The sequence below is a fragment of the Janthinobacterium sp. TND4EL3 genome (assembly GCF_900156175.1).
Classification (GTDB): Bacteria; Pseudomonadota; Gammaproteobacteria; order Burkholderiales; family Burkholderiaceae_D; genus Janthinobacterium.
The window spans coordinates 16,046-39,353 of record NZ_FTMV01000005.1; the positions used below are offsets into that span (position 1 = coordinate 16,046).

Here is a 23,308-nt window from a genome sequence, read left to right on the forward strand (position 1 = left end):
GTCAGGTCAGACGGCTTTTCGCCAGTGGCGGATTCTTGGCAAAATAATTCTTGATGCCCGTGACGATGGCGTCGGCCATCTGGTCCTGGTAGCCGTTGTCGGTCAGCTTGGCCTCTTCTTCCGGGTTCGAGATGAAGGCCGTCTCGATCAGGATGGAAGGGATATCGGGCGCCTTCAGCACGGCGAAGCCGGCCTGCTCGACGGAACCCTTGTGCAGGCGGTTGATGCCGCCGATTTCGCGCAGCACGGCCTTGCCCAGCTTCATGCTGTCATTGATCTGCGCCGTCGTCGACAGGTCGAGCAGCACGCTGGCCAGCTGCTTGTCGTGGTTCTTGACGTTCACGCCGCCGATCAGGTCGGCCTGGTTTTCCTTGTTGGCCAGCCAGCGCGCGGCTGTCGAGGTGGCGCCCTTTTCGGACAGCACGAAGACGGAGGAGCCACGCGCCGTGGGCTGGATGAAGGCGTCGGCGTGGATCGAGACGAACAGGTCGGCCTGCACCTTGCGCGCCTTTTCCACGCGCATGCCCAGCGGGACGAAGAAGTCGGCGTCGCGCGTGAGCATGACGCGCATGTTCGGTTGCAGTTCCAGCTTGGTTTTCAGGCGCTTGGCGATGGCCAGCACCACGTCTTTTTCGCGGCTGCCCCGGCTGCCCATGGCACCAGGGTCTTCGCCGCCGTGGCCGGGGTCGAGTGCGATGGTAATCATGCGCACGACTTTCTGGCCCGGCAGCGGGCGCGCTTCGGGGCGCTGCTCCGGGCGGACGTCGGGCACGGGCGGCACGATGGCCGCTACCGGCGGCGCCACGGCCACGGGCGCCTTGCCGCTGTCGGGCAGGGGCAGCGCGGGCGGCGGCGTGTGCGTGCCGGCCATGGGCGGCTTGGCCGGGTCGCTGGACCAGTCACCCTTTTCGATCATCTGCGCGATCAGGTCCGGCTCGTGCACGGGATACAGGTCGAAGATCAGCCGGTGGTTATAGGAGCCGGCCGGCGGCAGGGTAAACAGCTGCGGCGTGACTTCTTCCTTCAGGTCGAACACCAGGCGCACCACATTGGGCCGGTTCTGGCCCACGCGCACCTGCTTGATGTACGGGTCGTTCGACTGGATCTTCGCCACCAGGCCCTTCAAGGTGGGATTGAGTTCCAGCCCTTCGATGTCGACTACCAGGCGTTCCGGGTCCTTGACGATGAAGTGGGTGGCCTTCAGGATGCTGTCGTTTTCCAGCGTGACGCGTGTATAGTCCTCGGCCGGCCAGACGCGCACGGCAAGGATTTGCGCCGCCATCGCCGACATCGGCGCGAACACGGACAACAGCAGGGTGCCGCCGGCCTTGAGCACCGTGCGCCGGGTGATGGGCGAGGAGATCAAAGGTTCGGGGCGAATTTGAGACGGTGAAGGCATGACAGACCCAATTCAGAAGACGCTTGCAATTCTACATCACGTCCTGTACCCGCAACGCTCAAATAAATATTCAGGTCGGCCGGCGGCAGCACCGGTTCGGCTTTCTCCGGCCATTCGACGATGCAGATATTGCGCCCGTCGAAGTCTTCGCGAAAGCCCGCGTCGAGAAATTCCTCGGCGCTGCCCATGCGGTACAGGTCGAAGTGGATGACGTTGATGCTCTGGCCATCGAGCCGTACCGTGTAAGGTTCGGACAAGGTGTAGGTGGGGCTTTTCACGTGGCCCGCATGGCCGGCCGCGTGCAGCAGGGCGCGCGTGAGGGCCGTCTTGCCGGCGCCCAGGTCGCCGTGCAGGTAGATCGCCAGGCCCGGCGCCAGCGCGCGCGCCAGCGCGGCGCCCAGTGCGGCGGTGCCGGCTTCGTCATGGAGGTGGGCGGTGAAGTGTTCGGTCATTATCTTCCGTATCGCATAAAATGGAGGCTGCCGTTATTGTAACCGCCCGCGCGCCTGCCGTTTTCCGTAAAGTCCCCTATGTCCGCCACCACCACCGATCTCGCCGTCCTGGCGCGCACCATCAAGGAATGGGGGCGCGAGCTGGGTTTTGCCGAGGTGCGCATCGCCGACGTGGACCTGTCGCATATGGAAGCGCCCCTGCAGGCCTGGCTCGATGCAGGGTATCACGGCGAAATGGATTACATGGCCAGCCACGGCATGAAGCGCGCCCGCCCGGCCGAGCTGGTGCCGGGCACGGTGCGCGCCATCAGCGCCCGCATGAACTACCTGCCGCCGGCGCTAGGGCCGGACTGGCGCGCGCACGAGGCGGCGCGCGACGCCGACCCCGCGGCGGCCGTGATCTCCGTGTATGCGCGGGGCCGCGACTATCACAAGGTGATGCGTTCGCGCCTGCAGCAGCTGGCCGAGCGCATCAAGGGCGAGATCGGCGACTTCGGCTACCGCGTCTTCAGCGATTCTGCGCCCGTGATGGAGGTCGAACTGGCGCAAAAAGGCGGCTTGGGCTGGCGCGGCAAGCACACCTTGCTGATCAACCGCCAGGGCGGCTCCTTTTTCTTCCTCGGCGAGATCCTCATCGACGTGCCGCTGCCCGTCGACCCGCCGGAGACCCCGCGTTGCGGCCAGTGCTCGGCGTGCATCGCGGTGTGCCCGACGCAAGCCATCCTGGGGCCGTACCAGCTCGACGCGCGCCGCTGCATCTCCTACCTGACGATTGAGCTGAAAGGCGCCATTCCCGTCGAGATGCGCCCCTTGATCGGCAACAAGGTATATGGTTGCGACGATTGCCAGACCGTCTGCCCGTGGAACAAGTTCGCCCAGCGCGCCGTCGTGCCCGACTTCGACGAGCGCCACAGCCTGGGCAGCGCCGGCATGGTGGAACTGTTTGCCTGGACGGAAGAGGAATTCAACCGCCGCATGGAAGGCAGCGCGATCCGCCGCATCGGCCACGAACGCTGGCTGCGCAACCTGGCCGTCGGCATGGGCAACGCGGCCGCCAAGGCCAAGGGACAGGCCGACATCGTCGCGGCCCTGCTGTCGCGCCGCGCGCATCCATCGGCCATCGTGCGCGAACATATTGAGTGGGCGCTGGCGCTGCACGGCAGGCGCTAGCTGGCGGCAGTGCGATAAGCCTGTCATCCCGCCTTGCTCTTGTTCAGGAAGCCCAGGCCAGGACGGAAGCCGGTGACCAGCGCGGTGCCGGTGATGACGATGGCAGCGCCGGCGAAGGTGTACCAGCCGACTGTCTCGCCGAGGAATAGCGTGCCCCACAGGATGCCGAACAAAGGGCTAAGGAAGGTCACCGTCAATGCCGAAGATGGGCCGACATCCTGAATCAGACGGAAGTAGATGAGATAGGCCACGCCGCTGCACAACACGCCCAGCGCGAGCACCGCGCCCATGATGCCGATGGTCGGCTCGGCTGAAGCCGGGAAGAACGGCACTACCGGCAGCACCAGCAAGGTGGCCGCCCACATCGAGCCGTGCGCGTTGGCGAACGGCTCGACGGCCTTGGCCTGCTTGGCGTAGTTGCTGGCGATACCATAGCTGAAAGAGGCGAATAGCACGGCCGCAGTGGCGATGCCGGCGCCAGGCATGGCGCTGACATGATCGAAGCCGACCAGCAGCGCGACACCGCAGGCGCCGAGCGCGAGACCGAGCATCACCTTGGCGCTGACCATTTGACGGGACCAGACTGCCGCAATTAGTGTGCCCCACAGCGGCGTGGTGGCGTTGATCACCGCCAGCAGGGAAGCCGACAAGGTACGCGCTGCGAAGGCGAACATCAGGAATGGTATTGCGGAATTAAACAGGCCGAGAATCAGGTAGTGTGCCCAATGTGCGCGCAGCGCGAGCCTTTTTTTCAGGAAGAAGCCGATCACGGCCAGGAACAGTGCGGCGAACAGTACCCGGTATTCGATCAGCACTGCCGCTCCCAGCACCGGTGCGGCGATGCGCATGAACAGGAAGGAGCCGCCCCAGACGGCGGCCAAAAAGATCAGTCGAAGCAGGTTGGCGGTGCTCATGCGGACTCCGGTTAAATGCAAAATCATTATTGTCGATGGCGGAAGCGGGCGCCGAAAGCCGCTTCTTGCTGTTGAATTGCTTTTTATGCTGTAGCACCATCGACGCGCCAGCCGCAGTGGTGTTGGTATGGCTTGCGCGGATCGCCCATGATTATTTCGCATGCCGCTGGTGTGGCGGACAAGGTTACGCCGCGACCAACCGTCGCCGCACGGCGCCACCTGATTTTTATACCTGCTTCAGGCGCAACGCCGACCAGTCGGCGTCGATGGCGACCATCGCCACGCTATCGAGTCCCATTGTTTGCGCAAAACTGCGGATATCGTCGCGGTGGATGTCGCTGCCTGCTTTTATGCCACCCTTGCGGTAGGCCACCCAGACCGCGCCGCCGGGTGCCAGGCGCGCCTGCGCCGCTGGCAGGAACTGCTCCAGTTCCGCGCGGCTGCGCGCGAACAGCACTATCCAGTCGGCGTTCTCTCCTTCGCTCACCCGCCGTTCGGCCGGCAACTGCGCCAGCAGGGCGGCATGCTCGCCGCCGTCATTGAGCACGGCCAGGGCCTTGGCATTTTTTACATACATTTTTTCAGCAACGGTTTTTTCAGGCATGGCATGGGCGTGTCGGTTGGGAAAAGATGAGCATAGCAAATTTCTCCTTGACTTATCGATATATCGTTATAAAATGACGATACCTACTAACGATATATCTTTAAAGAGAAAACATGAGAAACTCACGTCACGCAGAACACGGCCATTGCGGCCAACATCATCACCACCATCACCATCAAGGCGGGCATCGCCACGAACACAACCCTGATTACTTCATGCACGGCCGCGGCCCGCGCGGCTTCGACGAGCGCGGCGACGGCATGGGCGGCGGTCCTGGCGGGCGCGGCGGGCGCGGCGAACGGGCCGAGCGCGTCTTCGGCCGCGGCGATCTGCCGCTGATCGTGCTGGCGCTGATCGAAATCAGCCCCCGCCATGGTTATGAAATCATCAAGGCCATCGAAGAGCGTTGCGGCGGCGCCTACGCCCCCAGTCCGGGTGCCGTATATCCGACATTGACCCTGCTGGAAGAGCAGGATCACGTCACGTCGGGCGAAAGCGTCAGCGGCAAGAAGCTCTACACGATCACGGACCTGGGCCGCGCCTATCTCGACGAGAACCGCGCCCAGGTGGACGGCATCCTGGCCCGCCTCGACATGTTCGCCCGCGTCCAGGCGCGCAAGGCCTTGCCCGAGCGCGTGCACCAGGCCATGCACACCCTCAAGCATGCGCTGTTGCTGAACAAGACCAACTGGAGCGAGGCGGAAGCCGAGCGCGTGGCGGCCGTGCTGGAACAGGCCGCGAATGCCATCGTCGACGGCCACTGAGCCCACTTTACAAGGACAAGCAATGACTATTGCATCACCAACGGCACCACGCCCGCACGCCATCGAGCGCGTGCGGCATGACCTGAAACTGCGTGTCCTCACCGTCGTGCGCACCGAGCAGCTGACGCCGCACATGCGCCGCATCACGCTGGCGGGTGATGACCTGGACGGCTTCGTCTCGCCCGCGCACGACGATCACGTGAAACTGTTCTTCCCAGCGCCGGGGCAGACGACGCCCGTGTTCCCCGTGCTGGGCAATGGCGCCAATCCCATCGAGTATGCGGAAGGGGCGCGTCCCATCGCCCGCAACTACACGCCGCGCCGCTACGACGCCGCGCGGCGCGAGCTGGAAATCGACTTCGTGCTGCACGGCGACGGGCCTGCAGCCAGCTGGGCGGCGCAAGCGGCGCCCGGCCAGACCCTGGGTGTGGGCGGGCCGCGCGGCTCGATGCTGGTGCCGCTCGACTTCGACTGGTATGTGCTGGTGGGCGACCAGACGGCCTTGCCGGCCATCGCCCGCCGCCTGGAGCAGCTGCCGGCCACGGCGCGGGCCATTGCCGTGATCGAGATCGTCGAAGACGGCGAACAGATCGCGCTCGATAGCGCGGCGCAGCTGGACGTGCGCTGGGTGGCGCGCAATGGCCGCAAGGGGCCGCTGCTGCTCGACGCCTTGCGCCAGGTCGCGCTGCCGTCAGAGGGCGACGGCTACGTGTGGGTGGCGTGCGAGCATGCGCAGGTGCAGGGCTTGCGCGGGCATTTCATCGACGCCGGGGTGCCGAAGCAGCATCTGTATGTGGCCAGCTACTGGAAGCATGGGGCGGCGGAGCACCATGAGCATCATGACGAATGAGAAAACGCCCATGGCGGCGTTCGCGTCCTTGCCGTACTAGCGTACTGCCTGCGGCCGCGCGCCTTGCCCTGGGCATTTTCTCGGCAATGCTAGTCAACATCGCTGCATTTATTTCAATAATCCCGCCAGCTCCACCGCCGTCTTGACCTGCATCTTGTCGAAGATATGCGCGCGGTGGACTTCCACGGTGCGCATGCTGATGCCCAGCTTGTCGGCTACCACCTTGTTCATCTTGCCTGCCAAAATCAGGTCCAGCACTTCGCGTTCGCGCGTCGACAGGGTGGCCAGGCGCGCGTGCACGGCGGCCAGTTCGCCCGCCTGGCGCGAGTTGGCCAGGCCCTGCTGCACGCGGTCCATCAGGTCGTTGTCGTTGAACGGCTTTTCAAAGAAATCGAAGGCGCCCCGTTTCAGGCTGTCGACGGCCATCGGCACGTCGCCGTGGCCGGTGAGGAAAATCACGGGCAGGCGCGCCGTCAGGTCGCGCTTGACCAGCTGGTCGAACAGGGCGATACCGTTCATGTCGGGCATGCGTACGTCGAGCAGCACGCAGTCGCCGTCGGCGTCGAAGTTGCCGTCGAGGCTATCGAGAAATTGCTGGCCGCTGGCGTAGCTGCGCGCCTCGATGCTGCGCGAGGCGGCCAGCCAGGACAGGGAGTCGCGCACGACTTCTTCGTCGTCGATAATGTGTAGCATGGTGTCTCCGGCTTGTCGTTTCGTTATTCGTTATGCGTTATTGCCTGGTGCGGCGCGCGGTGCGGCCGGCACGCTGAAGGTAAAGATGGTACCGCCAGCGGGATTGGCGCCGAAGGTCAGCGCGCCGCCGTGAAATTCGATGGCGGTGCGGCAGATGTTCAGGCCCATGCCCATGCCTTCGGACTTGGTCGAGAAAAACGGCGAAAACAGTCGCTCGGCCACGTCCACGGGGATGCCGTGGCCATGGTCGATCACGTCCACCGTCACCATGCCTTGCTGCGCATCATGGCTGGCCCGCAGGCGCATGATACGCCGTCCCGGCGCCGCATCCTGCATCGCCTCGATGGCGTTGCGCGTCAGGTTCAGCAGCACCTGCTCGATCATCACGGGGTCGGCGCGCAACAGCGGCAGGTCCGGCGGCAGCTCTTCCTGGATGGTGACATAGTATTTGCGCGCCTGCAGGTCGATCAGCGCGCGGATGCCGTCGATCAGGGTGCGGATGGCGATATCCTGGCGTTGCGGCTCGCTCTTGCGCACGAAATCGTGGACGCTGCGGATGATCTGGCCGGCCCGCTGCGCCTGTGCGCTGGCCTGCTCCAGCGCCGGCTTCAGGGTGTTCGGCTCGACGGGCGTGCCGCTGTCGATGGCGCGGCGGATCAAATTCAAGGCCCCTGTCGTGTAGCTGGAAATGGCCGCCAGCGGCTGATTCAGTTCATGCGCCAGCATCGACGCCAGTTCGCCCATGGTGGCCAGGCGCGAACTCGTTTGCAGTTTTTCCTGCTGCTGGCGATTCAGTTCTTCGACCCGCTTGCGGTCCGAGATGTCGAGCACGGAACCCATCCAGCCCGTCTGCTGGCCGTTCTTGTCCACCAGCGGCGCCTCGAAGATCAGCACGGGCACGCGCGTGCCGTCCGGGCGCTGGAAATAGGTTTCGAACTGCGGCGTGGGGTTGCCCGCCAGGGCCTTGACGAAGCGCTGCTGGTATTCCTCCAGCGCCTCGGGCACCCAGTAGGGCATGGGTGGCAGCCGTCCCAGGATTTCCTCGGGGGGATAGCCGACGATCTGGCAAAACGCGGGATTCACATAGGTGACGCGGCCTTCCAGGTCGCGCGCGCGCATGCCCGTCACCAGCGAGTTCTCCATCGCCGTGCGAAACAGCATCTGCTGGCGCAGCGCGCCTTCGGCCACCAGACGGCGCGAAATATGCCGCCACAGGGCCAGCAGGCTCCATAATAAACCCAGCGACAGGGCGATGACGGAGCCGACCAGCAGATTGGGCAGCAGCTTGGGCTGGCTTTTCACGCTGTCGGTAAACAGGGTGATGCTGGCGCCGGGCACGTCGAGCGCGCGCTTGTGCGTGTACACGCCGTGGCCGGGACCGGCCGCGGCGCGGCGCGCCAGCACCTTGTCGTCGCGGTCGATCAGCGAAATCTGGTTATCCTGGGCGAACCACCACGGCACCATTTCATCGAGCAGGCTGCTGATCTGGTAAGTGGCCACCAGGCTGCCCACGTAGCGCTGGCCATCGAACAGGGGCTGATGGTAATCCATCAGCATGGCGCCCGGCGGCGCGTCGGGAAAGCCCGTCTGCTGCGAAGGCTGGGCGTACTGCCCCCGGTGCAGGCGACGCGCATTGTCGGCCGCCGTCAGCGAGGCAGGCGAAAACGCCAGGGCGTGCGGCAGATTGCTGTCGCTGGTGGCCAGCACCTTGCCGTTGGTGTCGAGCCACAGCACGCGCTGCAGTTCGCGGCCATTGCGCAGCATCTGCTGCAGCCGTTCGTGCACTTTTTCCGCCGACAGGGAGCCGCCGGCGATGTCCACGCCCAGGTTGAACAGGCTTTCTTCGTTGCGCGCCAGCTGGAAACGGATGGTCTGCTCGACCCACAGCGTGTCGGCGATCAGCTGTTCCTGGCGCTCGTTGCTCTCCATCTGGCGCGCCTGCCAGGGCAGCCAGAACAGGATGGAGAGGAACAGCAGCAGCAGGATGACGGGCAGCAGCCAGCGCATCGGGCTCGATAGCTTGAAACGGCGCGCAAGGGTGGGGGGAGTCGGCATGGCTGGCAGGGTAGCGGCTTATCGGGAGCCGGCTATTGTGGTTAACCACAATAGCCGGGTCAGTTTCTTTGGCACAATATCCAAGTAGACAAATAATAAAGTTTTTTAAAAAACCACTGAGGAGATAAAAATGCAACTGCCGCCAATGAAAACCCTGTTCGTCGCGCTGTGCGCCGCCATCGGCGCCACCGCCGGCGTTCACGCCTACGCGCAAGCGCCCATCGTCATCAAATTCAGCCACGTCGTGGCCACCGACACGCCCAAAGGTCAGGCGGCGGAGCGCTTCAAGCAGCTGGCCGAGAAAGCCACGAATGGCAAGGTCAAGGTCGAACTGTACCCGAACAGCCAGCTGTACAAGGACAAGGAAGAACTCGAAGCCCTGCAACTGGGCGCCGTGCAAATGCTGGCGCCGTCGCTGGCCAAGTTCGGCCCGCTGGGCGTGAAGGAATTCGAAGCGTTCGACCTGCCCTACATTTTCCCTACCAAGACGGCGCTGTACAACGTCACCGAAGGCGAAATCGGCAAGAGCCTGCTGAAAAAGCTTGAACCCAAGGGTATCACGGGCCTGGCCTACTGGGACAACGGCTTCAAGGTGATGTCGGCCAACAAGCCGCTGCACACGCCGGCCGACTTCAAGGGCCTGAAGATGCGCATCCAGTCGTCCAAGGTGCTCGATGCGCAGATGCGCGCGCTGGGCGCCAATCCGCAGGTGCTGGCGTTCTCGGAAGTGTATCAGGCGCTGCAGACGGGCGTGGTCGACGGCACGGAAAATCCGCCATCGAATATGTACACGCAAAAGATGCATGAAGTGCAAAAGCACGTGACCGTGTCCAACCACGGCTACCTGGGCTATGCCGTCATCGTCAACAAGAAATTCTGGGACGGCCTGCCGCCCGAGATCCGCACGCAGCTGGAAAAAGCCATGCGCGAGGCGACGACGTTTGAAAAAGCCATCGCCCAGCGTGACAACGACCAGGCTCTCGACGCCATCAAGAAGGCGGGCAAGACGCAGATCTATACGCTGACGGTGCAGGAACAGGCCGAGTGGCGCAAGGCGCTGGCGCCCGTGCAGAAGGCCATGGAAGGGCGCATCGGCAAGGATCTGATCTCGGCCATCAACAAGGAAAGCGCGAAGTAAGCCGCGCTGGCCGCGCCACCGGGCGCGGCTTTCAGGGACCTCCCTGTCTTTCTGTAGCAACGGCACCTGCGCGTCCTGCGCGGGTGTCAGCGTACCCGCATTCTTTGAAAGTCCACCATGAAATTTCTGGATCACCTGGAAGAGTGGCTGATCGCGTCCTTGATGGGCGCAGCCACCTTCATCATCTTCGTGGCGGTCGTGCACCGCTACCTGGCAGGCTTGCCGATACCGGGCCTGCAAGACTTTTTGATTCAAATCAATACCAGCTGGGCCCAGGAACTGTGCATCTACATGTTCGTCTGGATGGCCAAGTTCGGCGCCGCCTACGGCGTGCGCACCGGCATCCACGTAGGCGTCGACGTCCTGATCAACCGCATGAATCCACGCTGGCGCGACCGCTTCATCGTCTTCGGCCTGGGCGCCGGCGCCCTGTTTACGGGCATCGTCGGGACCCTGGGCGCCAGCTTCGTGTGGTCGATCGGCCACACGGACCAGACTTCGGCCGACATGGAAATCCCCATGTGGCTGGTCTACCTGGCCGTGCCGCTCGGCTCCTACCTGATGTGCTTCCGCTTCCTGCAAGTGATGGTGCATTTCATCAAGACGGGCACCTTGCCGAAGCATGACCATTCGCATGTCGAGGGCCTGGAAGAGGAATTGACGGCTGAAGAAAAAGGAGCCAAGGCATGAACGCGCTGATTATTTTTGTATTGCTGCTGGCGCTGATGCTGACCGGCATGCCGATTTCCATCTCGCTGGGCCTGACGGTGCTGACGTTCCTGTTCACCATGACCAGCGTGCCCATCGAATCGGTGGCCCTGAAGATTTTCACGGGCATCGAGAAGTTCGAGATCATGGCGATCCCCTTCTTCATTTTGGCGGGCAATTTCCTCACGCATGGCGGGGTGGCGCGGCGCATGATCAACTTCGCCAGCTCCATGGTCGGACACTGGCATGGCGGCCTGGCGCTGGCCGGCGTGATGGCCTGTGCGCTGTTTGCGGCCGTCTCCGGCTCCAGTCCCGCCACGGTGGTGGCGATTGGCTCCATCATCTTGCCGGCCATGGTCAAGCAGGGGTATCCGCGCGGTTTCGGCGCCGGCGTCATCACCACCTCGGGCGCCCTGGGCATTTTGATCCCGCCGTCGATCGTGATGGTGATGTATTCCGTCAGCACCAACACGTCCGTGGGCAAGCTGTTCATGGCGGGCGTGATTCCCGGCATGATGCTGGCCATGCTGCTGGGCCTGACGACGTGGTTTTTGGCGCGCAAGAACAACTATCCGCGCATGCAGAAGGCCAGCTGGAAAGAGCGTTTCGTCACGTTCAAGAAAAGCGCCTGGGGCCTGCTGCTGATCGTCATCGTCATGGGCGGCATCTATTCGGGCGCCTTCACGCCGACGGAAGCGGCCGCCATGGCCGCCGTGTACGCCTTTTTTATCGCCGTCTTTGTCTACAAGGACTTGAAGATCAAGCAAGTGGGCAAGGTCTTGCTCGATTCGGCCGCCATGTCGGCGATGTTGTTGTACATCATCACCAACGCCGTGCTGTTCTCGTTCCTGATGACCAGCGAAAACATCCCGCAGGCGATGGCTGAGTGGATCACGGGCAAGGGCCTGGGCGTGATCAGCTTCCTGCTGGTGGTCAACGTGCTGCTGTTGTTGGCCGGTAACGTCATGGAGCCGTCGTCCATCGTGCTGATCATGGCGCCTATCCTGTTCCCCGTCGCCATGAAGCTGGGCATTGATCCGGTGCACTTCGGTATCTTGATCGTGGTCAATATGGAGGTGGGCATGTGCCATCCGCCCGTGGGGCTGAACCTGTATGTAGCGTCCGGCATCACGAAGATGGGCATTTCCGAACTGACCGTGGCCGTGATGCCATGGCTGCTGACGATGCTGGCCTTCCTCGGTTTGATTACCTACGTACCACAAATCTCGCTGTGGCTGCCAAATTTAATTTACAACTAAAACAGTTGACCCCGTCATGGTGCAAAAAAAGTCGATCCGGCCGAACAAATGCGCTATGATGGGCAGCCTTAAGGGGAAACACGTATAAGCATATACGCCCAGGTAGCAAGGCTGAAGGACAGAATTGGTGTCAAGGTTGGTGGGGGAGTAGTCTATAAGAACGGTATTGATACCGGGGATATATTGAGGAGACACACGTTTCACAGAAGTTGTTGAGTCATCGCTGCGTGCGGCCACAAGCCGGAACCGGCGGACCCAAACGACCGGGAACGTGAAGCAATATTTGAAGCGCACCGGCTGGTGCGCTTTTTTTTCGTGCCGGGGAAACGTCCGCCAGCACGCCAAAAGTCGGTGCATAATCGCCTAGGCGCTGTTTCCGGCGCCAGCAGGTTGTATATTTGCCACACTTGAATAATGATCAGCAGATGAAAAAACAACAGGGCAGTGAACTGTTCAGCGCCATCGTGGCCGCGCCGTTCGGCGCCATGGGTGTGCGCGCGCAGGACGGGCAGCTGCGCGAACTGGTCTACCTGCCGCCGCACTTTGCCGAGAAAAACGCGCAGGACGCCGTCTCGGAGCAGGCCTGCCTGCAACTGGCGCGCTACTTCCTTGATCCGGACTACGTCTTTGACCTGCCGCTGGCTGGCCTGGGCAGCGCCTACCAGCAACGCGTATGGGCGGCGATCACCGGCATTCCGCGCGGCCAGGTGCGCACGTATGGCGATGTGGCGCGCCTGATCGGCTCGGCCCCGCGCGCCGTGGGCCAGGCTTGCGGCGCCAACTGGTATCCCGTGGTGATCCCTTGCCACCGCGTGACGGCCGCAGGCGGCCTGGGCGGCTTTGCCCACCATGATGACGCCACCGGCTTTCACCTTGGCGTGAAGCGCTGGCTGCTGGCGCATGAAGGCGTGGAAGCTTACCGATGATGAACAGCCTGCTGGCGCCCGACAACGCCACCCTGATCGATGAATTCTGCGACAGCCTGTGGCTGGAAGACGGTCTGTCGAAAAACTCGCTCGATGCCTACCGGCGCGACATGCGATTGTTCGCGCGCTGGCTGGAAGTGGCGCGGCCCGGGCGCGAGGGCCTGTACGAGGTGACCACGGCCGACATCGAGGCGTATTTCGCCGCCCGCCACGACGAGAGCAAGGCAACCTCGTCGAACCGCCGGCTGTCCGTGCTCAAGCGCTTTTACCAGCTGGCCTTGCGGCACAAGCATATTGCCGCCGACCCGTGCCTGAAGATGGTGTCGGCAAAGCAGCCGGCGCGCTTCGTGCATACCCTGAGCGAAGCGCAGGTGGAAGCGTTGCTGGCGGCGCCCGACGTGAGTACGCCGCTGGGCTTGCGCGAGCGCACCATGCTCGAACTCATGTATGCGAGCGGCTTGCGCGTGTCGGAACTGGTGGACTTGCAATCGGTGGAACTGAGCCTGAACGATGGCGTGCTGCGCATCACGGGCAAGGGCAGCAAGACGCGCCTGGTGCCGTTCGGCGAACAGGCGCGGCTGTGGATCGAGCGCTACCTGAAAGAGGCGCGCGGCGTCATCCTCGACGGGCAGATGGACGATGCGCTGTTCGTCACGCGGCGCGGGGGCGCCATGACGCGGCAAATGTTCTGGGTCATCATCAAGAAACACGCGCTAAACGCCGGCATCACGGCACCGCTGTCGCCGCATACCTTGCGCCATGCGTTTGCCACGCATCTGCTCAACCATGGCGCGGACTTGCGTGTTGTGCAATTGTTACTGGGACATTCCGATATTTCCACCACGCAAATCTACACGCATGTCGCCCGCGAACGGCTGAAACTGCTGCATGCGCAGCATCATCCCCGAGGCTAAACATTTGGTGTTTGGTCCAATTACGTCATAATGTGCCTTATGTGCTTATCTGTAACAATAAAAAACTAAAGAGGTAGTAAATGGCCAAGACAAATTTCCAATACGAAAAACGGCAAAAAGAGCTGGAAAAGAAGAAGAAAGCCGAGGAAAAAGCCAGACGCAAGCTGGAAGCGAAAAACAATCCGAAGCCGGCCGACGGTGAAGAGGGCGCCGAGGGTGAAGAGCCGGAAGCGGACGACACCGACGCTCCCGCCCAGCCGCAGTAATTCCTCGTTCCTGACGACCGGTGCGGCATCGCCGCGCCGGTCTCCCCTCGTTCTATTTTCCCCCGCTACAAGCGCGGCCGCTGGCCGATCGCCAGTTGCAGCTGCGTGCTGGCGATGGCCGCATCGGCGCGCGCCTGCACATAACCCTGATACGCCTCATCGGCCGAACGCTGCGCCGCCAGCCATTCCAGCAGCGAGGCATTGCCCTTGATGTAGGACAGGCGCATTCCGTCGACCACCTTCTGCGCATCCTGCAGCACGCCGTCGCGGTAGTGCGCCAGCCGTTCCTGCGCCGAGCGCCATTGCCGCTGCGCCGCGCGCACTTCCGTCTCCGCCTTCAATTCCGCCTGGCGCAGCGCCAGCATCGCCTGCGTCACGCCCGCTTCCGCCTGCACGATGTCACCCTGGTCGCGCCGCGACAGGGGGATGGGGATGGCCAGCGAAAGGGAGAGGGCGCGCGAACGGGGCGACCCGTCGACGGGATTGCCGCTGGCGTCAACGCCGTCATGGTAGCCGCGCGCGGCGGACAGGCCCACGGTGACGGTCGGATCGACCGAACGGTTGGCGCGGACCAGCGCCGCGCCGTCGCGCAGATTGTCCACGCTGGCGCGGGCGATGCGCACGTCGCTGCGCGCGCCGAGCGCCTGCGGCACCAGGGTGCTGGCATCCTGGTCGGCATACGCGGCGAAGTCGCAGGCCAGCTGCGCGTCCGGAAACAGCGTGTCGAACTGGCGGCCCAAGGGCGGCGACAAATTCAACATGGCGCTGTCCGCCTCGCTGCGTGCCTGCGCCAGTTCGGCCTGGAACTGGTCGCGTTCCACGCGCGACTGCAGCAGTTCGATGCCGCCCACGTCGCCAGCCTTGCGCCGCACGGCGTTCGCCTCGACCACCTTAGACAGGGCCGCCATGGTCTGCTGCTTGCGCGCGAGGACCTCGCGCGTGCGGCACGCTTCCGTGAACGCGGCGGCGGCCGTGCCATACAGCTCGCTTTTGAAGCCGGCCACCGTTTCCTCGGCCAGCGCGACATTGCTGTGCGCCGCTTTCAAGCGCGCGGCGCGCTTGCCGCCCGTTTCGATGGCCATGTTGATGGCCGGCGTCCACGTGACGGGACGGTGCTCGACGCTGCGCACGGTCTCGCGCGTGGCGCCCAGCGTGAATTCGGGATCGGGACGCAGGCCGGCGATGCCGATGCCGGCCTTGGCCGAGGTGATGCTTTCCTGCTGCGCCTGCAATTCCAGGCTGTGGCTTTCCACGGCGGACAAATAGGTCTCGAAGGTCAACGGGGCGGCGCTGGCGCATGGCGTCATCAGCCAGACCGCCAGCAGTACATTAAAACGTGTCATGGTTCACTCCTTCGGTATCGATCCGGCGTTGTTGTACATACGCCTCGATCAGGTAATACAGGGCCGGCAACAGCAGCAGGGTCAGCGCCGTGGCCGTCACCAGGCCGCCCACCACGACGGTGGCCAGCGGGCGCTGCACGTCGCTGCCCAGCCCCGTGGCCAGCATGGCCGGCGTCAGCCCCAGGGCGGCCACGGTGGCCGTCATCAGCACGGGGCGCATGCGGTCGCGCGCGCCATCCAGCACGGCGTCGCGCAAGCTCCTGCCTTCTTCCGCGCGCAATCGGTTGATCTGCGCCAGCATCAGCACGGCATTGAGCACGGCCACGCCGAACAGGGCGATGAAGCCCACCGCGCTCGACACGTTCAGGGTCATGCCGCGCAGGTGAAGCGCGGCCAGGCCGCCCAGCATGGCCAGCGGCACGGCCAGCAAGACCAGCGCGGGCTGGCGCAGATTGCGGAACTGGCCAAACAGCAGCAGGAACATGGCGCCCAGGGTCATCGGCAGGATCAGGGCCAGGCGGCTTTGCGCGCGCTGCAGGTTTTCGAACTGGCCACCCCATTCGACGCTGATGCGCTGGTGCTCGTTGGCCACGGCCTGCGCCACCAGCGGGCGCGCTTCGGCCAGGAAGCCGGCCAGGTCGCGCCCGCGGGCATTGAGACGCACGATGATGTGGCGCCGTCCCATTTCGCGCACGATCACGCTTTCGCCCGAGGTGGTGCTGATGGTGGCCACCTGCGCCAGTGGAATCCTGGCGCCGCTGGCGGCGTTGAGCATCAGGCTGGCAACGGCGTCCGGGCTGGAGCGCGTGGCGGGCGGGAAGCGCACGGCGATGTCATAGCTTTTCTCGCCCACGTAGACCTGGCCGATGGGCGCGCCGCCGATGCCGGTGGCAATCAGGTCGGCCACGTCGGCCGCGTTGATGCCGTAGCGTGCCGCTTTTGCCCTGTCCAGTTCCACTTTCAGGTTGGGCAGCGGCGGCTCGACGTCCACCGCCACGTCGGAGGCGCCGTGGACAGTCTTCAGCACATTGGCCACCTTGCCGGCGATGCGCCGCACTTCATCGAGGTCGTTGCCGAAGATTTTCACCGTCAGGTCGCTGTGCGCGCCCGACAATTTATCCTGCACGCCATCGATCATCGGCTGCATGAAGGCCACCGTGTAGCCTGGCATGCGGGCGAAGCGCGCGTTCATTTTCGCGATCAGCTGCTGCTTGCTCATGCCCGACTTCCAGCTTTTATAGGGATGCAGTCCCACGCTTGCCTCGATGTGCGACGGCGTCCAGTAATCGGTGCCGTCGTCGTTGCGTCCCGTCTGCGTGACGATGGTCGACACTTCCGGGAATTCCAGCGCGGCGCGCCGCAGTTCGCTGGCCATCTCCGACGCCTTGTCCAAGGTGATCCCGGGCGGCATCTGCACCTGCAGCCACAGCGACCCCTCATCGAGATAGGGCAGGAAGTCGCGGCCGATGCTGCCGCCCAGGATGGCCAGCGCCGCGAGCGATCCGGCGCACACCATCGCCACCCAGCGGCGCTTGCCCACGGTACGTTCGAGGAAGCGGCCATACGCGGCCGCCAGCTTGTCCAGCGCGCGGTTATGGAAGGTGCGGCGCGGCTTGCGTAATGCCAGCCAGGCCAGGCCCGGAATCAGCACCAAAGCCACCACCAGCGCACCCACCAGCGCCGCGCCCACCGCATACGCCATGGGCGAGAACAGCTTGTACTCGATGCGCTGGAAGGCGAACAGGGGCAGGTAGGCGGCGATGATGACGGCCATGCCGAACATGATGGGGCGCGCCACCTGCAGGGTCGCGTCGATGGCGTCCTGCAGGGTAAGCGGGCGGTCCTGCTCGCGCTCGCGGCGGCGCAGCATGTTTTCCAGCACCACCACGGAACCGTCGACGAGGATGCCGAAGTCGATCGCGCCCAGCGACAGCAAATTGGCGGGAATCCTGAAGTGGTGCATGAAGATAAAGGCGATCAGCAGGGCCAGCGGGATCGTCAGCGCGACGATGGCGGCCGCGCGCGGGCTGCCCAAAAACAGCAGCAGCACGAGGGCGACGAGCAGCATGCCTTCGCCCAGGGTATGGCTGACCGTGTGCAGGGTGGCGTCGATCAGCGAGCTGCGGTCCAGGTAGGGCACGACCTTGACGTCCTTCGGCAGCACATTCGCATTCAAATCGTCCACGGCCGCATGGATGCCGGCCAGCGCCTCGGACGGGTTGAAATCCTTCAGCAGCAGGGTGATGCCTTCGATGGTGTCGGGCTTGTCGTCCTTGCCGAGGATGCCGCGCCGCTCCACGTTGCCGTAGGCGAGCTTGCCCAGGTCCTTCACCAGCACGGGCACGCCGTCCTTGCTGCTGACGACGACATTGCCCATGTCGTCGAGCGAATGCAGCAAGCCCACGCCGCGCACCACGTACGATTGCTGGCCGCGGTCGATGACGCTGCCGCCGCCGCTGAGGTTGTTGGCGTTGATGGCGTCCTTGACCTGCGCCAGCGAGAAGCCGTAGCTGTCCAGTTTTGCGGGATCGAGTTCCAGCATGAATTGCGTCGTCAGGCCGCCGAAATTGCTGACGTCGGCCACGCCGCGCACCTGCTGCAGGCGCGGGATCACGGTCCAGAACTGCAGCTCGGACAGTTCGCGCAGGGACCGTGTTTTCGATTCCAGCGTGTAGCGGTAGATTTCGCCCGTGGGCGAGGTATAGGGATCGAGACCCGGCTTGGCGTCGTACGGCAGGTTCACGCTGGCCAGGCGCTCCTGCAACCGTTCGCGCGTGAAGTAGCCGTCGCTGCCGTCTTCGAAGACCACCGTGATCAGGGACAGCGCGAACAGGCTGCGCGTGCGCAGCACGTGCATGCCGGGCGTGCCGAGCAGGGCGCGCTCGAGCGGAATGGTGATCTGCTGCTCGATTTCCTCGGCGCCCAGGCCCGGCACCTGCGTGACGATCTGCGAGGTGACGTCGGCGATGTCGGGATAGGCTTCGATGGGCAGCTGCTTCCAGCAGTAGATGCCGTAGACGGCGACGAACAGCAGCACCAGCCAGACGATGCCGCGCCGCTGGCAGCACGTGGTGATGAAACGGTCAATCATTGAGCAGCACTCCTTCCTTGACGACGATGCGCTCGCCCGCCTTCAGCCCCGAGACGATTTCCACCTGGTCGCCATGGCTGGCGCCTACTTCCACCGTGCGTGGCTCGAAGCGCAGCGGGCCGCGCTCGACCATTACGCGCGTCGACAACCCGCTTTGCAGCACGGCCGCCGCGGGCACGACGATGGCGCGGCGGCTGGCGCCGGCAAAACCCGCGTGGGCGAACATGCCGGGCTTGAAGGTGCCGGCGCGGTTGTCGATGGCCACGCGCACTTTCACCGTGCGCGTCTCGGGATCGAGCACGGCGCCCACATACGCGACCTTGCCTTCAAAATCCCTGCCGGGCCAGGCATCGACCTTGATGCGGGCCTTTTGGCCCACTGCCACCTGCGCCAGGTCCCTTTCGGCCACGTTGGCCGACAGCCACACGGTGGACAGGTCCGCCACCGTCATGACAGGGGCGTTGATATCGTTCCAGTAGCCGCCCTGGGCACCGTCCATGGCGATCACGGTGCCGGCGATGGGCGAACGCAGCACGTAGTCGCGGCGCGAACCGTGCGCGCCGGCGCCGTACTGGGCCAGCTTGTCGGCGCTGGCGTGCGCGTCGCTGCCAGCCTGGTCGTAGGCCGCCTGGGCCGCTTCGTACTCCTTGCGCGCGGCGATTTCCGCCTCGAACAGCGTTTTTTGCCGTTCGAGTTCCTGGCGCGCCTGCAGCAGGGCGGACTTCGCCTTGCTGTCGTCCGCGTAGGCGGCGCTCAGTTCCACCGAGTCGAGCGTGAACAGCGGCTCGCCCGCCTTCACGCTGTCGCCCAGCGCGCGCTGCAGGCGCGTGATCCGCCCGGCCAGCGGCGGCGTGATTTTCACGAGTTTTTCCGGCATCGCTTCGATGCTGCCCGGCGCATCCGTCTGCGTGGCGATTTCCTGTTCCTGCACGGCGGCGATCTGCAGGCGCTGGAGCAGCGGCGACATCCTGTCGACGGCGATGCTGCCGTCGTCCAGATGCATCGATTGGGCGGGTGGCGTGGCTGCCGCCGTCGGCTTGGCGCAGCCGGCCAGGGCCGAGCAGGCGAGAGCGAGGGCGCAGCTGGCGCCCAGGGCGTTGCGGGTGGTCGTGTTCATCCCGTGTTTCCTTATTATTGATGGTGATGGGGCATGCGTGGATGCCGTGCCCAGGCGGGCGGTCAGAGGGGAGCGCGGGCAGCGATATGACAGCGCCGGGAAAGCATAGCAATGTGCTCCTGAAGAAGCGCCCAAGAACGCCTGAATCATTCTTCAGGTTCCGCGCGCGCGCGGTACGGCGCGGTAAAATGCAAGGATGGAAAATGCGGGAAACGCAGCACAATGGGAAAGGCAAGCATGAGAATCCTCCTGGTGGAAGACGACCGCAAGGCGGCGCGCCTGCTGGCACGGGGCTTGCAGGAAGAAGGCTTTGTCGTCGACGTGGCGCACAGCGCGGAAGAGGGCGAGGACGAAAGCTACGCCGTCGACTACGACGCGATCGTGCTGGACTGGATGTTGCCGGGCAAGCAGGGCATCGATTTTTGCCGCGATTTGCGCGCGCGCGGCATCCAGACGCCCGTGCTGATGCTCACGGCGCGCGACGCCACGGCCGACCGGGTGGCGGGCCTGAACACGGGCGCCGACGATTACCTGACCAAGCCGTTCGAATTCGAGGAGCTGCTGGCGCGCATCCGCGCCCTGCTGCGCCGCTCCGATATCAGCCGTCCGCTCGTGCTGGCGCTGGCCGACCTGTCGCTCGATCCCGTCAGCCACCAGGTGACGCGGGCCGGCGCGCCGCTGGTGCTCACGCCCAAGGAATACGCGATCCTGCTGATCCTGCTGCGCCAGGCGGGCGAGGTGGTTAGCCGCGCGCGCCTGGCCGAGCAGATCTGGCAGGCGGACCTGATCGGCATCGACAACCTGATCGACGTCCACGTGCGCAACCTGCGGGGCAAGGTCGATGCGCCGGGCTTGCTTCCCTTGATCCACACGGTGCGCGGACGGGGCTTCCGCCTGGCGGAAAACCACGGTGGCTAGCTTTCGCAAGCGCCTGTTGCGGGTGCACCTGGCCGTGATACTCGCCATCGTCGCCTGCACGGCGCTGGCCGGCTACTGGGGCCTGTCGCGCGCCGTGCGCGGCCAGCTAGACGCGGCCCTGCTGGCGCTGGCCGAGACGGAAATGGCCATGCTGCCGGCCGCGCCACGCCAGCCCGTGCAGGTGCACGAGGTGGCGCCGGGCCAGGCGCCGCCGTCGCTGATGCGGCTGGACCGCCTGGTGCAGATCATCGATGGCGAAGGCCGCGTGCTGGCGCGCAGCCGCAACCTGGAGGCGGCGCAGCTGCCGGCACCACCGGCCCTGCTGGCGCACCTGGCGGCCGGCGACACCGTCTTCGAGACCTTGCCCAAGTTCGGCGAAGAGCCGCTGCGCATGGTGTCCGTTCCCGTGTCGTCGTCCGGTTCGCGCCTGGCGGTGCAGGTGGCCGGTTCGCTCGACGACGCCAACCACATACTGGCGGCGGCTACCGTGCTGTTTGGCGCCATGGCCCTGGCTTTGCTGGCGGCCGTGGGGCTGGCCGGCGAAATGCTCACGCGCCGTGTGCTGGGCGCCATCGACGACGTGGTGGACCAGGCGCATTCGATCGGCGAAGCCAGCCTGCACCAGCGCCTGCCCCATCCGGGCACGCAGGACGAGATCGGCCGCCTGGTCGATACCCTGAACGCCATGCTGGACCGCCTGGAGCGCGGCTACGACGCGCAGCGCCGCTTCACGGCCGACGCTTCGCACGAGCTGCGCTCGCCCCTGTCGCGCCTGCGCACGGAAATCGAAATCACCCTGCGCCGCCCGCGCGAAGCGCCCGAGTATGTGGACGCGCTGGCGTCCTGCCTCGATGAAGTGCAGCGCCTGACAACCCTGGTGGAGGAACTGCTGATGCTCACGCGCCTGGACGTGGGGCAGGAGCGCAATGCCGTGGAAACCATCGCGCTCAATCCGCTCGTGCGGGCGGCCGCGCAGCGCCTGGAAAAGGCGGCCGCGCAGCGCGGCATCCGCATCATGTTCGACGAAGGTGATGGCGCGCCCGTGCACGCGCGGGTGGCGGCCGGGCCTGCTGACCTGGTGCTGGCCAATCTGCTCGACAATGCCGTGAAGTTTTCGCCACCAGAAAGCAGCATCACCGTGCACGTGGCGCGCGAGGGCGAATACGCGCTTGTCGGCGTGGCCGACGCGGGGCCGGGCATTGGCGTGGAAGACTTGCCGCATTTGTTCGAACGCTTTTACCGGGGCGCCAAGGCGCGCGCGGGCGAGGCGCCCGGTTTCGGCCTCGGCCTGGCCCTGTCGCAGGCCATCGTGCATGCGTATGGCGGCAGTATCGAGGCATGCAACCGCCCGCAAGGCGGCGCCCTGTTTACCATGCGCCTGCCCGCGTCAGAGTGAAGACGCGACGCCTTCCCAGCGCACCTGCCGCACCTGCGGCCAGGCGCCTGCGCGGTTGACGAAGCGCACCAGCACGGCGCGCTGCACGGCCTGGCACAGCACCATGGCGATCAGCTGCACCACCTGCCGGGCCTGGTCCCAGCTGCGCAGCATCTGCGACGGCGCCAGGCCCGCGCCTTTGAGTTCGGCCAGCAGCAGGCGCACGACGTGGTCGGCTTGCGCCGCGGGGCAGGTGACGGTCAGGCGGTAGGTGGCCACGACGGGACCGCGCCCGGCAAACCAATGGAAGAATTTTTTCATCATCACACTCCCCGTTCGGCGACAAATTCCGCGTTGTTCACGAGCGCCCAGCGCACGGCCGAGACGCTGCCTTCCAGGCTCACCTGGCTGACGATCTGTTCCAGCAATCCCAGGCTGGAGACGGGCGTGAGCAGGTCGGCCCGCACTTCGATGCGCCCGGCCTGCGCCGCGTCTTCGCTGTGCAAGGATTGCAGCATCAGCGCCGGCATGCCGCTGATCAGGCGCAGCATCAGCTTGCGCACCTGCACTTCCTGCTCCGCCTCGCACACGGCCGTCACGCGGTAGATGCTTTCCGTCTCGATGCCCGCTTCGCTGCCGTGCGCGTTGATCCGTTGCGCCAGGTGGCGCAGCACCAGGTTGGCGATCAGCACGAAGCCCGTGCCGATGGCCGCTTCCAGGGCAAACCCCAGGCCGCACAGGATGCCGATGGCGGCCGAGCACCACAGGGTGGCGGCCGTGTTCAGGCCGCGCACCGTCATGCCTTCGCGCATGATGACGCCTGCGCCGAGAAAGCCGATGCCCGACACCACTTGCGCGGCGATGCGCATATGGCCGGCGCTGTCGCCTTCGAGCACGGAAACCATCACGAACAGCGAGGCGCCGACGGACACCAGCGCATTCGTGCGCAGGCCCGCCATGCGCTGGCGCAGCTGGCGTTCGGCGCCGATCATGGCGCCCAGGGTCAATGCCGCGGCAACGCGCAGCGCAAAATCAAATACCACCATCAGTTTCTCCCGGCTGGGGAGGAACAGGCGAGTGCACAAGGCGAAGAAAATCCGCCCGGATTGGGGGCAGCAGACGATAACGGTGGAACGATGAGGAGGGAAGTGGCGGCGAATGGACATCGCCGCTGGTAAAACCGCACCTTGCCGAGGGCAAGGCGGGCGGAGCGCGCGTCTTGCCTAAGGCCGATCGCCGATGGTCAATCGACTACTGTCACTGGAACAAGCACCCACGAGTCACTCCATATCATTGATAACGGGGACAGTCTAGCCAGTGGGGCCGCTTTGGTCAACTGAAGCTCTCTTCAG

At 64.8% G+C, this 23,308-nt stretch carries 22 protein-coding genes; 11 read left to right on the forward strand and 11 right to left on the reverse strand.

Features of this window, described 5'->3' with window-relative positions; genetic code table 11:
• Nucleotide 1: 1 nt before the first annotated feature.
• Both BXA07_RS09900 and tsaE read right to left on the reverse strand, forming a co-directional pair.
• Complete coding sequence (locus tag BXA07_RS09900) at nucleotides 2-1,399, reverse strand: N-acetylmuramoyl-L-alanine amidase (protein WP_076567741.1); 1,398 nt, start codon at nucleotides 1,397-1,399, stop codon at nucleotides 2-4.
• Entirely contained in the window at nucleotides 1,363-1,851 is a 489-nt protein-coding gene (gene tsaE, locus BXA07_RS09905) for a tRNA (adenosine(37)-N6)-threonylcarbamoyltransferase complex ATPase subunit type 1 TsaE (protein ID WP_076567742.1), read from the reverse strand. Before tsaE ends, BXA07_RS09900 begins: the two co-directional genes overlap by 37 nt.
• A 78-nt stretch (nucleotides 1,852-1,929) precedes the next feature.
• Here tsaE and queG point away from each other — a divergent pair, with 78 nt between their 5' ends.
• Complete coding sequence (gene queG / locus BXA07_RS09910; protein ID WP_076567744.1) at nucleotides 1,930-3,021, forward strand: tRNA epoxyqueuosine(34) reductase QueG; 1,092 nt, start codon at nucleotides 1,930-1,932, stop codon at nucleotides 3,019-3,021.
• Between the two features lie 23 nt (nucleotides 3,022-3,044).
• On the opposite strand, the gene BXA07_RS09915 is transcribed toward queG, so the two are convergent.
• Together BXA07_RS09915 and BXA07_RS09920 are read right to left on the reverse strand one after the other, a co-directional pair.
• Nucleotides 3,045-3,935 (reverse strand): DMT family transporter, encoded by an 891-nt coding sequence (locus BXA07_RS09915; RefSeq protein ID WP_076567745.1) that lies wholly within the window; start codon nucleotides 3,933-3,935, stop codon nucleotides 3,045-3,047.
• Nucleotides 3,936-4,161: 226 nt separating this feature from the next.
• Entirely contained in the window at nucleotides 4,162-4,539 is a 378-nt protein-coding gene (locus BXA07_RS09920) for a DUF3052 family protein (protein ID WP_076567747.1), read from the reverse strand.
• 113 nt (nucleotides 4,540-4,652) lie between these two features.
• On the opposite strand from BXA07_RS09920, the gene BXA07_RS09925 reads away from it, so the two are divergent.
• Nucleotides 4,653-5,303 carry a PadR family transcriptional regulator gene (locus BXA07_RS09925; protein ID WP_139335515.1) on the forward strand — a complete coding sequence of 217 codons (651 nt, stop codon included), beginning with the start codon at nucleotides 4,653-4,655 and terminating at the stop codon, nucleotides 5,301-5,303.
• Nucleotides 5,304-5,325: 22 nt separating this feature from the next.
• A complete protein-coding gene (locus tag BXA07_RS09930; protein ID WP_076567750.1) occupies nucleotides 5,326-6,153 on the forward strand; it encodes a siderophore-interacting protein in 828 nt (275 codons plus the stop codon).
• A 108-nt stretch (nucleotides 6,154-6,261) separates the two neighbouring features.
• Here the strand turns inward: BXA07_RS09930 and BXA07_RS09935 are convergent, their stop codons facing one another.
• Together BXA07_RS09935 and BXA07_RS09940 are read right to left on the reverse strand one after the other, a co-directional pair.
• Entirely contained in the window at nucleotides 6,262-6,846 is a 585-nt protein-coding gene (locus tag BXA07_RS09935) for a response regulator transcription factor (protein ID WP_076567752.1), read from the reverse strand.
• A 30-nt stretch (nucleotides 6,847-6,876) separates the two neighbouring features.
• Complete coding sequence (locus tag BXA07_RS09940) at nucleotides 6,877-8,901, reverse strand: sensor histidine kinase (RefSeq protein WP_076567753.1); 2,025 nt, start codon at nucleotides 8,899-8,901, stop codon at nucleotides 6,877-6,879.
• 145 nt (nucleotides 8,902-9,046) lie between these two features.
• On the opposite strand from BXA07_RS09940, the gene BXA07_RS09945 reads away from it, so the two are divergent.
• From BXA07_RS09945 to BXA07_RS09970, 6 genes are all read left to right on the forward strand, one after another.
• The gene (locus tag BXA07_RS09945) at nucleotides 9,047-10,039 is read left to right on the forward strand and encodes a TRAP transporter substrate-binding protein (protein WP_076567992.1); all 993 of its coding nucleotides are present in this window, start codon (nucleotides 9,047-9,049) and stop codon (nucleotides 10,037-10,039) included.
• Nucleotides 10,040-10,156: 117 nt separating this feature from the next.
• Nucleotides 10,157-10,729 carry a TRAP transporter small permease gene (locus BXA07_RS09950; RefSeq protein WP_076567755.1) on the forward strand — a complete coding sequence of 191 codons (573 nt, stop codon included), beginning with the start codon at nucleotides 10,157-10,159 and terminating at the stop codon, nucleotides 10,727-10,729.
• Nucleotides 10,726-12,006, forward strand: coding sequence for a TRAP transporter large permease (locus tag BXA07_RS09955; protein ID WP_076567756.1), 1,281 nt, complete (start codon nucleotides 10,726-10,728; stop codon nucleotides 12,004-12,006). The genes BXA07_RS09950 and BXA07_RS09955 overlap by 4 nt, the downstream gene beginning before the upstream one ends.
• A gap of 425 nt (nucleotides 12,007-12,431) precedes the next feature.
• Nucleotides 12,432-12,932: a methylated-DNA--[protein]-cysteine S-methyltransferase gene (locus BXA07_RS09960; protein ID WP_076567758.1), complete on the forward strand. Its 501-nt coding sequence runs from the start codon at nucleotides 12,432-12,434 to the stop codon at nucleotides 12,930-12,932.
• Nucleotides 12,932-13,846, forward strand: coding sequence for a site-specific tyrosine recombinase XerD (gene xerD, locus BXA07_RS09965; RefSeq protein ID WP_170909645.1), 915 nt, complete (start codon nucleotides 12,932-12,934; stop codon nucleotides 13,844-13,846). The genes BXA07_RS09960 and xerD overlap by 1 nt, the downstream gene beginning before the upstream one ends.
• Nucleotides 13,847-13,926: 80 nt before the next feature.
• The gene (locus BXA07_RS09970) at nucleotides 13,927-14,112 is read left to right on the forward strand and encodes a hypothetical protein (protein ID WP_076567759.1); all 186 of its coding nucleotides are present in this window, start codon (nucleotides 13,927-13,929) and stop codon (nucleotides 14,110-14,112) included.
• Nucleotides 14,113-14,177: 65 nt separating this feature from the next.
• On the opposite strand, the gene BXA07_RS09975 is transcribed toward BXA07_RS09970, so the two are convergent.
• The 3 genes from BXA07_RS09975 to BXA07_RS09985 are packed head-to-tail and all read right to left on the reverse strand — an operon-like array spanning nucleotide 14,178 to nucleotide 19,663.
• Nucleotides 14,178-15,455 carry a TolC family protein gene (locus BXA07_RS09975; RefSeq protein WP_076567761.1) on the reverse strand — a complete coding sequence of 426 codons (1,278 nt, stop codon included), beginning with the start codon at nucleotides 15,453-15,455 and terminating at the stop codon, nucleotides 14,178-14,180.
• Nucleotides 15,442-18,546, reverse strand: coding sequence for an efflux RND transporter permease subunit (locus BXA07_RS09980; RefSeq protein WP_076567762.1), 3,105 nt, complete (start codon nucleotides 18,544-18,546; stop codon nucleotides 15,442-15,444). The genes BXA07_RS09975 and BXA07_RS09980 overlap by 14 nt, the downstream gene beginning before the upstream one ends.
• Nucleotides 18,539-19,663 (reverse strand): efflux RND transporter periplasmic adaptor subunit, encoded by a 1,125-nt coding sequence (locus BXA07_RS09985; RefSeq protein ID WP_076567764.1) that lies wholly within the window; start codon nucleotides 19,661-19,663, stop codon nucleotides 18,539-18,541. Before BXA07_RS09985 ends, BXA07_RS09980 begins: the two co-directional genes overlap by 8 nt.
• A gap of 237 nt (nucleotides 19,664-19,900) precedes the next feature.
• On the opposite strand from BXA07_RS09985, the gene BXA07_RS09990 reads away from it, so the two are divergent.
• Nucleotides 19,901-20,581, forward strand: coding sequence for a response regulator transcription factor (locus BXA07_RS09990; RefSeq protein WP_076567766.1), 681 nt, complete (start codon nucleotides 19,901-19,903; stop codon nucleotides 20,579-20,581).
• Complete coding sequence (locus BXA07_RS09995) at nucleotides 20,574-21,977, forward strand: sensor histidine kinase (RefSeq protein WP_076567767.1); 1,404 nt, start codon at nucleotides 20,574-20,576, stop codon at nucleotides 21,975-21,977. Before BXA07_RS09990 ends, BXA07_RS09995 begins: the two co-directional genes overlap by 8 nt.
• Here BXA07_RS09995 and BXA07_RS10000 read toward each other — a convergent pair.
• Both BXA07_RS10000 and BXA07_RS10005 read right to left on the reverse strand, forming a co-directional pair.
• Complete coding sequence (locus BXA07_RS10000; protein WP_076567769.1) at nucleotides 21,969-22,280, reverse strand: hypothetical protein; 312 nt, start codon at nucleotides 22,278-22,280, stop codon at nucleotides 21,969-21,971. The two genes, BXA07_RS09995 and BXA07_RS10000, sit on opposite strands and share 9 nt — an antisense overlap.
• Complete coding sequence (locus BXA07_RS10005; RefSeq protein WP_212592285.1) at nucleotides 22,280-22,999, reverse strand: MgtC/SapB family protein; 720 nt, start codon at nucleotides 22,997-22,999, stop codon at nucleotides 22,280-22,282. The genes BXA07_RS10000 and BXA07_RS10005 overlap by 1 nt, the downstream gene beginning before the upstream one ends.
• Nucleotides 23,000-23,308: the final 309 nt, after the last annotated feature.

Excerpts from the sequence above, each read along its gene's own strand:
- BXA07_RS09925 (WP_139335515.1), top strand. The coding sequence starts at position 4,653 with ATGAGAAACTCACGTCACGCAGAACACGGCCATTGCGGCCAACATCAT.
- BXA07_RS09920 (WP_076567747.1), bottom strand. The coding sequence starts at position 4,539 with ATGCCTGAAAAAACCGTTGCTGAAAAAATGTATGTAAAAAATGCCAAG.
- BXA07_RS09970 (WP_076567759.1), top strand. The coding sequence starts at position 13,927 with ATGGCCAAGACAAATTTCCAATACGAAAAACGGCAAAAAGAGCTGGAA.
- BXA07_RS10000 (WP_076567769.1), bottom strand. The coding sequence starts at position 22,280 with ATGATGAAAAAATTCTTCCATTGGTTTGCCGGGCGCGGTCCCGTCGTG.
- BXA07_RS09950 (WP_076567755.1), top strand. The coding sequence starts at position 10,157 with ATGAAATTTCTGGATCACCTGGAAGAGTGGCTGATCGCGTCCTTGATG.
- queG (WP_076567744.1), top strand. The coding sequence starts at position 1,930 with ATGTCCGCCACCACCACCGATCTCGCCGTCCTGGCGCGCACCATCAAG.
- BXA07_RS09930 (WP_076567750.1), top strand. The coding sequence starts at position 5,326 with ATGACTATTGCATCACCAACGGCACCACGCCCGCACGCCATCGAGCGC.
- BXA07_RS09900 (WP_076567741.1), bottom strand. The coding sequence starts at position 1,399 with ATGCCTTCACCGTCTCAAATTCGCCCCGAACCTTTGATCTCCTCGCCC.
- BXA07_RS09990 (WP_076567766.1), top strand. The coding sequence starts at position 19,901 with ATGAGAATCCTCCTGGTGGAAGACGACCGCAAGGCGGCGCGCCTGCTG.
- BXA07_RS09945 (WP_076567992.1), top strand. The coding sequence starts at position 9,047 with ATGAAAACCCTGTTCGTCGCGCTGTGCGCCGCCATCGGCGCCACCGCC.
- xerD (WP_170909645.1), top strand. The coding sequence starts at position 12,932 with ATGAACAGCCTGCTGGCGCCCGACAACGCCACCCTGATCGATGAATTC.
- BXA07_RS09960 (WP_076567758.1), top strand. The coding sequence starts at position 12,432 with ATGAAAAAACAACAGGGCAGTGAACTGTTCAGCGCCATCGTGGCCGCG.
- BXA07_RS09980 (WP_076567762.1), bottom strand. The coding sequence starts at position 18,546 with ATGATTGACCGTTTCATCACCACGTGCTGCCAGCGGCGCGGCATCGTC.
- BXA07_RS09915 (WP_076567745.1), bottom strand. The coding sequence starts at position 3,935 with ATGAGCACCGCCAACCTGCTTCGACTGATCTTTTTGGCCGCCGTCTGG.
- BXA07_RS09985 (WP_076567764.1), bottom strand. The coding sequence starts at position 19,663 with ATGAACACGACCACCCGCAACGCCCTGGGCGCCAGCTGCGCCCTCGCT.
- BXA07_RS09975 (WP_076567761.1), bottom strand. The coding sequence starts at position 15,455 with ATGACACGTTTTAATGTACTGCTGGCGGTCTGGCTGATGACGCCATGC.
- BXA07_RS09935 (WP_076567752.1), bottom strand. The coding sequence starts at position 6,846 with ATGCTACACATTATCGACGACGAAGAAGTCGTGCGCGACTCCCTGTCC.
- tsaE (WP_076567742.1), bottom strand. The coding sequence starts at position 1,851 with ATGACCGAACACTTCACCGCCCACCTCCATGACGAAGCCGGCACCGCC.
- BXA07_RS09955 (WP_076567756.1), top strand. The coding sequence starts at position 10,726 with ATGAACGCGCTGATTATTTTTGTATTGCTGCTGGCGCTGATGCTGACC.
- BXA07_RS09940 (WP_076567753.1), bottom strand. The coding sequence starts at position 8,901 with ATGCCGACTCCCCCCACCCTTGCGCGCCGTTTCAAGCTATCGAGCCCG.